General features: G+C 59.2%; 1 protein-coding gene. It reads left to right on the forward strand.

What is annotated here, in order from left to right:
• On the forward strand, positions 1-223 hold a 223-nt coding region (locus tag R5H23_RS17045), incomplete at both ends, for an AAA family ATPase (RefSeq protein ID WP_317216154.1).

The raw sequence follows: 223 nt of genomic DNA on the forward strand, positions 1-223 counted from the left end.
CCGTCATTGGCGCGGCCATTGCCTGGCGTCAGGCCGATGCGCTGAAGGATGCGGGCATTTCCCAAACCTACGCGATGACACCGCTTTTGGACGGCCTGGCGCAGGGAAAGATCGAGCTCGATCGCCAGTCTGTTCTTGTCCTTGATGAAGTCAGTCAGGTCTCCCCGCGTCAGCTGCTTGAGATCCTTCAGCTTCAGCAGGAAAAGGGCTTTGCCCTTCGGGT

Source organism: Gluconobacter sp. GP1, from assembly GCF_032913585.1.
Taxonomy (GTDB): Bacteria; Pseudomonadota; Alphaproteobacteria; order Acetobacterales; family Acetobacteraceae; genus Gluconobacter; species Gluconobacter cerinus.